The organism is Paracoccus beibuensis, assembly GCF_026162625.1.
Taxonomy (GTDB): Bacteria; Pseudomonadota; Alphaproteobacteria; order Rhodobacterales; family Rhodobacteraceae; genus Paracoccus; species Paracoccus beibuensis.
Genome location: NZ_JAOTBD010000017.1, coordinates 61,597 through 68,630 on the forward strand (window position 1 = coordinate 61,597; position 7,034 = coordinate 68,630).

A 7,034-nucleotide genomic window follows, 5' to 3' on the forward strand; every position below is an offset into this window, starting at 1 on the left:
CCTGTCTTCGAACGCGAAGACACCGGCGCAGCAAGCAGGGCCCGCAGGCCCTGCACCTGCTGACCACGAGGACGTCCGAAGATGAAGAACACCCTGATCCCCGCAGCGCTGCTGGCGCTGTCGACGACCGCCGCCCATGCGCAAGAGGCATTCGGCGCCACGCTGACCGCGCATGCCGAACTGCCCGCCGCGACCTTCGTGCCTGCGCCGGACGGCGCGTCGCCGCATTACAACCTTTCGGGCCGTTTCACCGGCAACGACGGTCGCATCACCGACCCTTACGCGAACGTCCAGGGCAACGGCATGGCGCTGCCCTTCCCGGGGCAGCCCCTCCAAGGCTTTTCGGGCATCCGGTCGCTGGGGGACGGGCGTTTCCTGGTGCTGACGGACAACGGCTTCGGCGCCAGGGGAAACTCGTCCGACGTCATCCTGATGTTCAACATCGTCAAGCCCGATTGGGAGACCGGCCGCATCGCCATCGAGCGGACGGTGCGCCTGTCCGATCCGGACCAGAAGGTTTCCTTCCCGATCATGAACGAGGCCACTCCGGCACGTTACCTGACCGGCGCCGACTTCGATACTGAATCGATCCAGCCGGTCGGCGACACCTACTGGATCGGCGACGAGTTCGGGCCGTGGGTCATTCAGGTCGACGCCGAGGGACAGGTGCTGCAGGTGCTGGCGACCGAACCGGGCGGGAACCTGATGCGCTCGCCCGACAACGTTTTCGTCACGGCGGCCGATCCGGGCGCGGAACTGCCGGCCGAGGTCGTGACCTTCCGGTCCGGCGGCTATGAGGGGATGGCGCTGTCGGAGGACCGGAAGACGCTCTATCCGCTGCTGGAAAAGTCCGTCTGGGACGCAGAGGCGGGCGCACAAGAGACCGTGAACGGCGTGCCGGTCCTGCGCATGATGGAGGTGTCCACCGAAACGGGACAGTGGGGCGACAAGATCCGCTATTATCCGCTGGAGGATGCGGGCCACGCGATCGGTGACTTCAACCTGATCGAGGGCACGCGCGGCCTGATCATCGAGCGTGACAACGGACAGGGTGATCCGCGCGAAGGTTGGGCCGAGACGCCGGCTGCGTTCAAGCGCATCTACCTGGTCGACCTGGAGCGGTTGGACGAGAACGGCGTGCTGGAAAAGATCGCCTATATCGACCTGATGAACATCCTGGACCCCGAAGGAATCGCGCCGCGCGGGACCATCGACGGCGTGTTCAGCTTTCCCTTCGTCACCATCGAGGATGTCGACCGGATCGACGAGACCCATATCGTGGTCGCCAATGACAACAACTTCCCATTCTCGGTCGGCCGGCAGGAAGGCCGCGCGGACGACAACGAGATGATCCTTCTGGAGGTTGGTGACTTCCTGAAGGCAGAGTGACGGAATGGGCAGGGCGGCGGTCCGCCATCCACGGCCGAACGGGCTGATCCGGAACCCGGGACGGGCGAGGCGGCTTTCACCAGCATGAGAGATCACCCGCACAAGGACCGTTTCGAGCGGTTGGACAGGCTGTCGCGAAAGCTCGATTCGGTCTTTCGCATCCCCGGCACTGGCATCCGCATCGGTTACGATTCGATCGCCGGCCTGATCCCGGTCGTGGGCGACTTGGCCGCCACCTTGCCTGCCGCGTGGATCCTGCTGGAGAGCCGCCGCATGGGTCTGCCGAAGCGCCGGTTGGCGCGGCAGGGTGTCAATGTCGCCCTGGACACGGTGATCGGCAGCATTCCCGTCCTGGGCAGCATCTTCGACATCGGGTTCAGGTCGAACCTGCGCAATGTCGAGATCCTCCGCCAGCACCTGGAGCGTGACGAGGGCAGCGCGCCCGTAGGCAGCCTGCCCGGATAAGGTGTGCAGGCGGCGCGGTGCCGACGCCTGCACTTTCAGCGAAGCCGGCTTTGTCGACCGGCGCAGCCATCACATCGCGGGCATGACGGTGATGTCGATCAGGTCACCTTCCACACCCTCCAGCATGCCGGCCTCGGTCGCCGCGCCGGTTTCTAGGTCGACGTTGTAGATCGTGCCGCCGGCGACCAGCCAGGCGGTGTTCGTGCCGTCCTCGGTCGTCTGGATGTCGAAAGCGGGCGTCGTGTCGTCCATCGTCATCCCCAGCTTGCCCACGGCGGCCAGCGTGCCGTCGTTGGGCGAGGTCTGCCGGATCAGTGCGCCGATGGTCGTGTCGATGTCGTACATCGCGGTTTCCTCGGGCTTGCCGAAGCTGTTGGTATAGGCGGCAGCCGCGATGGCCGGGGCCTCTCCGGCATGCATGTCGGCTTCCTCGAAGGCCAACGATCCGTCGACGGTCACTTCGCCGGTATCGACGTTGACGCGGTGGTTGGTCGTGCCGGACATCAGGCGCAGGCGGTCGGCCATCGGGTTGAAGTCGACGATGACCGGCATGTCGGCCATCGGCAGCGGGATGTCCATCGTCGAGAGCTGGGTCGCGGTGCCCGTGGCCGGATCGACAGTGACGATCCTGTTGTCGCTGGTGACGCCCACCAGGGTCTGGTTGCCGGGGCGATAGTCGATGCCGACCAGCATCTCGACGCCGGTGATGGGCATCGTCGTGACCTCGGCCGGGGTTTCGCTGTCGAAGCTGGCAAGCGTGTTGCCGTCGATCAGGCCGATCATCGGCGCGGCAACGGCGGCCCCGGTCCAGGTGCCGAGGGTCAGGGTGGCTGCGACGGCGGTGCGGAAAGCGGTCATGTGTCGATCCTTTCGGGCTTCGTGGGCAGCGTCCTGCCGCCCATCATGACCCGGAGACACAGCAACAGGCCCATCCGGATGCAGGACAGCCGGATTTTTTTTTTCCTCGAACCTGGGCCGATGCCGTCGGGTGGCTGGGCTGGACCCCGCCTGACGGGACGTGCCACGATGCGGCGTCACCAGGGGAGGCCCCGAATGGATACGTCCGCCATGGCGGAGACGGATGCGCCCGTCGATCTGACCGATGCCTTGCGGCGTTGCGCGCGAGAAGAGCATCAGGCATTGCGGCTGATTCTCGAGAACGAGGGCGGGCGGATGCTGGGCATTGCGCAGCGGATGTTGCACCGCCGCGACCTTGCCGAGGAGGCCGTGCAGGAAAGTATGGTGCAGATCTGGCGCAAGGCGCACCAGTTCCGCGCAGGCGAGGGCTCTGCCCGTGGCTGGATATTTGCGATCCTCCGCAATCGCTGCCTGAACATCCTGCGTGACGGCCGTCGTCTTGAGAGCCTTCCCTCCGAGACGCTGACGGCGATGCAGGATGCGCGCCTGGAGGCGGCCGGCGCGGGGCTTGATGCGCTCGGCGACAGGGTGGCGCTGAAGGATTGCCTGACGGGGCTGGAACCGGCCACGCGCCGCGCCATCCTGTTGGCCTATGTCGGCGGCTTCACGCACGGAGAGATTGCGGCGATTCAGTCGGTGCCGCTGGGAACGTGCAAGTCGTGGATCCGGCGCGGTCTCGATCTGTTGCGGAGGTGTCTGTCATGAGCGCGGATCTGGACGGCAAGGCCGACGCCTTCGTTCTGGGGCTTCTCGACGAAAGGGCCCAGGCCGAGTTGGAGGTCGAGATGGAGCGGGACCCGAACTGGTGCGCTGCGGTTGCGCGGGCGCGGGACCGGATGTTACCGCTTGACCTGACGGCGGCTGTGCTGCCCGGCGCTGCAGCCTTGTGGGACGGCATCGTTCCGTTGCTTGCGGAGCGGCGGCCGGTGTCGCCGGTCCAGCCGTCGGTGGCCAACCAGCCGCGGCCGCCGCGGCGGTGGGTGCCTGCAGGCATCGCGGCCGCCATCGGCATCCTGGCAGGCGCGGTCCTGGGTGGAACATGGCTGGTGCCGGACCCCGTGGTGGTCGCGGTGCTGGTGGACGAGGCCGGCAACCCGACTGCGGTGGTCGAGGATTTCGGTGCGGCGGACGCCCGCATCCGCTTCGTGTCCGGCGTCGACGTTCCCGACGACCGCCAGATGCAGGTCTGGACGCTTCCGTCGGCAAAGATGGGGCCGGTCTCGCTTGGGCTTCTGACTGGGCCGCAGGGCACCGAGCTTGATCCCCCGCGACTTCCGGCGCCGACCAACGGGCAACTTTACGAGATAACGCTGGAGCCTCTGGGCGGCTCTCCCACGGGTCGGCCGACGGGGCGGATCCTGGCGAAGGGGCTGGCGGCGCGGCAGGACGAAATCTGACGCGCCTGCGGTATCGTTGCCTGTGGTGCTGACGGTGGGCCGCAGTTCAGGGGACCGGACGCGTTTTGGGGACGGCCTGGATTGACTACGCCTTTCCCGCCCACGCCGGCTGCCGCTTTTCGAGGAAGGCGGCGATGCCCTCGACGGTGTCGGCAAGCGCCATGTTCTGGCACATGACCTGCCCGGCAAGCTAGTAGGCCGCCTGGGTGGCCTGACCTGCTTGATCGTGGAAGGCGCGTTTCCCCAAGCGGATCGCGGCAGGCAGCTTGGCTGCGACGCTTTCGGCGAGGCGCATCGTTTCCGACTGCAGGTCGGCGGCCGGCACCGTGCGGTTCACGAGACCCAGCTCGCAGGCACGTCCAGCGCCGATGAACTCGCCCGTGGTCAGCATCTCGAAGGCGGCCTTGGGCGAAACCACCCGGGTCAGCGCGACCATCGGGGTTGAGCAGAAAAGGCCGATGGAGACTCCGTTCACGCCGAACCGGGCGGTATCGGCGGCGACGGCCATGTCGCAAGAGGCCACCAGCTGGCAGCCAGCCGCGGTGGCGATGCCCTGAACCTCGGCAATGACGGGCTGCGGCAGGGCGGGTATCGCCTGCATCAGCGTGGCGCAGCGCTGGAACAGGTCCCCGAGCGCGTCCTGCCCGTCAGCCTCGTCCTGTGCCATGGCCTGCATCTGGCGCAGGTCGTGTCCCGCAGAGAATGCCTTGCCGGACGCCGCGATGATCACCGCCCGGACATCGTCATCGGCGGCGATGTCGTGCAAGGCGCCCGTCAGGCTGTCGATCATCGCAAGCGACAGGGCGTTGCAGCTGTCGGGGCTGTTCATCACCAGCCGGACGATGGGGCCGTGATCCTCGCGCCGTAGCAGGTTGTCCATCTTGCACTCTCCTCCGTTTCCCGAGAGCCTAGGCGCGGTGCGGGCAGGGGGGAAGCATGACGATCGTGATGGATGCCGGGACGCTGAACGAATTTCTGGGGATCGAGTTTCCACAGGTGGCCGGCAGTTACCGGGTCGAGACAACGGGGCCGGAACTTCTGACGGCGCGGCTGATCGTGGCCGAGGAACACCTGCGCCCCGGCGGCACGGTCAGCGGACCCTCGATCTTTGCGTTGGCGGACCTGGCGATCTATTGCGTGATCCTGTCACGGATCGGGCCGGTGGCGCTGGCGGTAACGACAAACGCATCGGTCGATTTCATGAGAAAGCCTGCCGCGGGGGTGGATCTTCTGGCGCAGTGCCGGCTTTTGAAGCTGGGCCGTAGCCTGGCCGTCGCCGAGGCGCTGATCTTCTCGGAGGGGGACGAGGAGCCGGTGGCACGGTGTTCGATGACGTACTCGATTCCGCCGAAAAGACCGGAAACCGGCGGGTTGTAATGAGGTATTCTGATACCTAAGTTTTAAGTGACTGTTTGTGCTGGTGAAATTAGGGAGAGGGCCGCTTGACCTGCGCCGTGCGATCCGGGATATACGCCCATCTCGAATGCACACGACCCTGAAGGGACGACAGATGAAAACCTATACCGCGAAACCGGCGGAGATCGAGAAGAAGTGGATCCTGATCGACGCCGAGGGCGTCGTTCTGGGCCGCCTCGCCACGATCGTCGCCAACCGCCTGCGCGGCAAGCACAAGCCGACGTTCACGCCGCACATGGACATGGGCGACAACGTGATCATCATCAACGCCGACAAGGTGCAGATGACGGGCAACAAGCGCAACGACAAGAAATACTACTGGCACACCGGCCACCCGGGCGGCATCAAGCACCGGACCGCGCGCCAGATCCTGGAAGGCGCCCACCCCGAGCGCGTCGTCATGAAGGCCGTCGAGCGCATGATCAGCCGCAACAAGCTGGGCAAGCAGCAGATGACCCATCTGCGCGTCTATGCCGGGGTCGAGCACCCGCACGAGGCGCAGCAGCCCGAAGTTCTGGACGTCAAGGTCCTGAACGACAAAAACACCCGGAGCGCATGATCATGGCCGAAGACATCAAATCTCTGGACGACCTGAAGTCGGCCGTGTCGGGCACGCCCGCCGCTGCCGTCGAAGCCGCCGTCAACCGCCAGCCGCAGCGCGACGAACTGGGCCGCAGCTATGCCACCGGCAAGCGCAAGGACGCGGTCGCGCGCGTCTGGGTCAAGCCCGGCTCGGGCAAGGTCACGGTGAACGGCAAGGACATCAACGCCTATTTCGCGCGTCCCGTTCTTCAGATGATCCTGAAGCAGCCGTTCGACGTGGCCGGCGTGGCTGGTCAGTACGACGTCCAGGCGACCGTAAAGGGCGGCGGACTGTCGGGCCAGGCCGGTGCCGTCAAGCACGGCATCAGCCAGGCGCTGCAGCTGCACGAGCCCGGCCTGCGCGCCGCGCTGAAGGCGGCAGGCTTCCTGACCCGCGACAGCCGCGTGGTCGAGCGTAAGAAATACGGCAAGGCGAAGGCTCGCCGGAGCTTCCAGTTCTCGAAGCGCTGAGTCTCGGCGATCCTGTTTTCAAAGGGCGCGGCACTGGCCGCGCCCTTTTTCGTTCTGCCAGCGGATTGGTCAGTTTGCTCTTCGTTTGGGCACATGATGCCAGAAACCTGAGATCTGACGGCCTCGACTCGGGGTCGGTGTCACATGGAGGTCATGATTCCGTGCAAAATGCCCGAGGGGTCGTTCAAGCGACGAGCCGACGCAGAAGCTCTTTCCTGATTGTCCATTGATGATCAGGGGGTTGAGAAATTTCTGCGCGGCCCCTCATTTTTCTGTTGCGTCTCTCGTTCGCGGCTCGTAAACACCGCTTCACCGAAGGCGGGGACGCCTGAGGGGCCGGGACTTTGGGGCTGACGCTCTGGACGCCTGGGACACAATTAGGGGATGGGTGACCTG

At 65.8% G+C, this 7,034-nt stretch carries 8 protein-coding genes and 1 pseudogene; 7 read left to right on the plus strand and 2 right to left on the minus strand.

Annotated elements, in window-relative coordinates:
- Window positions 1-81 precede the first annotated feature (81 nt).
- Both OC159_RS11910 and OC159_RS11915 read left to right on the plus strand, forming a co-directional pair.
- Window positions 82-1,389 (plus strand): esterase-like activity of phytase family protein, encoded by a 1,308-nt coding sequence (locus OC159_RS11910; RefSeq protein ID WP_265501388.1) that lies wholly within the window; start codon window positions 82-84, stop codon window positions 1,387-1,389.
- An 84-nt stretch (window positions 1,390-1,473) separates the two neighbouring features.
- Window positions 1,474-1,854 carry a DUF4112 domain-containing protein gene (locus OC159_RS11915; protein ID WP_265501389.1) on the plus strand — a complete coding sequence of 127 codons (381 nt, stop codon included), beginning with the start codon at window positions 1,474-1,476 and terminating at the stop codon, window positions 1,852-1,854.
- A gap of 69 nt (window positions 1,855-1,923) precedes the next feature.
- Here OC159_RS11915 and OC159_RS11920 read toward each other — a convergent pair whose 3' ends face one another.
- Complete coding sequence (locus OC159_RS11920; RefSeq protein ID WP_265501390.1) at window positions 1,924-2,712, minus strand: DUF4394 domain-containing protein; 789 nt, start codon at window positions 2,710-2,712, stop codon at window positions 1,924-1,926.
- A gap of 195 nt (window positions 2,713-2,907) precedes the next feature.
- Here OC159_RS11920 and OC159_RS11925 point away from each other — a divergent pair, with 195 nt between their 5' ends.
- Complete coding sequence (locus OC159_RS11925; protein WP_265501391.1) at window positions 2,908-3,477, plus strand: sigma-70 family RNA polymerase sigma factor; 570 nt, start codon at window positions 2,908-2,910, stop codon at window positions 3,475-3,477.
- On the plus strand, window positions 3,474-4,169 hold the full coding sequence (locus OC159_RS11930) for an anti-sigma factor (RefSeq protein WP_265501393.1): 696 nt from the start codon (window positions 3,474-3,476) through the stop codon (window positions 4,167-4,169). The genes OC159_RS11925 and OC159_RS11930 overlap by 4 nt, the downstream gene beginning before the upstream one ends.
- Before the next feature lie 85 nt (window positions 4,170-4,254).
- On the opposite strand, the pseudogene OC159_RS11935 reads toward OC159_RS11930, so the two are convergent.
- Window positions 4,255-5,049: pseudogene (locus OC159_RS11935) on the minus strand (enoyl-CoA hydratase).
- 56 nt (window positions 5,050-5,105) lie between these two features.
- On the opposite strand from OC159_RS11935, the gene OC159_RS11940 reads away from it, so the two are divergent.
- From OC159_RS11940 to rpsI, 3 genes are all read left to right on the plus strand, one after another.
- Window positions 5,106-5,546, plus strand: coding sequence for a PaaI family thioesterase (locus tag OC159_RS11940; protein ID WP_265501394.1), 441 nt, complete (start codon window positions 5,106-5,108; stop codon window positions 5,544-5,546).
- A 133-nt stretch (window positions 5,547-5,679) separates the two neighbouring features.
- Window positions 5,680-6,144, plus strand: coding sequence for a 50S ribosomal protein L13 (gene rplM, locus OC159_RS11945; protein WP_265501396.1), 465 nt, complete (start codon window positions 5,680-5,682; stop codon window positions 6,142-6,144).
- 2 nt (window positions 6,145-6,146) lie between these two features.
- The gene (gene rpsI, locus OC159_RS11950) at window positions 6,147-6,638 is read left to right on the plus strand and encodes a 30S ribosomal protein S9 (RefSeq protein WP_265501398.1); all 492 of its coding nucleotides are present in this window, start codon (window positions 6,147-6,149) and stop codon (window positions 6,636-6,638) included.
- Window positions 6,639-7,034 lie beyond the last annotated feature (396 nt).